Source organism: Methylobacterium sp. WL18 (genome assembly GCF_008040015.1).
Taxonomy (GTDB): Bacteria; Pseudomonadota; Alphaproteobacteria; order Rhizobiales; family Beijerinckiaceae; genus Methylobacterium; species Methylobacterium mesophilicum.
The window spans coordinates 1-897 of record NZ_VRVD01001084.1 but is presented as its reverse complement, the minus strand read 5'-3'; the positions used below and the strand labels follow the sequence as shown (position 1 = coordinate 897).

The window sequence follows — 897 nt, the reverse complement described above, 5'->3', positions numbered from 1 at the left end:
CCCTGCGCCTGCGCACCCGCGAGGCGGAACGCGACCGCGCGCTGGCCGACACCCGCCGCGGCCTCACCGCGCTGAGCGAGAGCGAGGCGCGGTTCCGCCACATGGCCGATTCCGCGCCGGCCCTGATCTGGATGACCGACGAATCCGGCGGGGTCAGCTTCGCCAACCTGCATTTCGAACACATGTTCGGGATCCCGGCGGCCGAGCTGACCAACGAGGGCTGGGAGCGGATCGTCTACGCGGACGACCTCGATCATTTCCGCGCGGCCTTCGCCGAGGCCTTCGAGGCCCGCGCGCCCTTCCGCACCGAGGTGCGGGTCATCGACCGGGGCGGGGCCGTGCGCTGGCTCCGGTGCGAGGGCGTGCCGCGCCTGGACGACGACCAGAACTTCCTCGGCTACACCGGCTGCAACATCGACATCACCGACGCGAAGTTCGCCGAGGAGCACCTGCTGCTCCTGATCGACGAGCTGAACCACCGGGTGAAGAACACCCTGGCCACCGTCCAGTCGATGGCGGCGCAGAGCCTGAAGGATCTCGGCGACGGGGCGGCGGCGGGGCGCGAGGCCTTCGAGGCCCGGCTGCTCAGCCTGTCCCGCGCCCACGACGTCCTGACCCGCGAGAGCTGGCTGAGCGCCGACCTGCGGGGGATCGCCGTCCAGGCCCTGCGGCCCTTCCAAGGCACCGAGGCAGGGCGCATCGCCCTGGACGGACCGGACCTGCGGCTGCCGCCCGAGATGGCGCTCGCGCTCACGATGATCCTGCACGAGGTGTGCACCAACGCGGTCAAGTACGGCGCCCTCTCGGTCCCGTCCGGGCGGGCGTCCTTGGGTTGGACCCTGGAGGCCGGCGCCGGCGGCGGCCGGACCCTGCGGATCGCCTGGCGCGAGCGCGGGG

1 protein-coding gene is annotated in these 897 nt (G+C 72.7%); it reads left to right on the top strand.

Annotated elements, in window-relative coordinates; genetic code table 11:
• A partial coding sequence (locus FV228_RS31025) for an HWE histidine kinase domain-containing protein (protein WP_147857897.1) occupies positions 1-897 on the top strand: 897 nt, incomplete at both ends.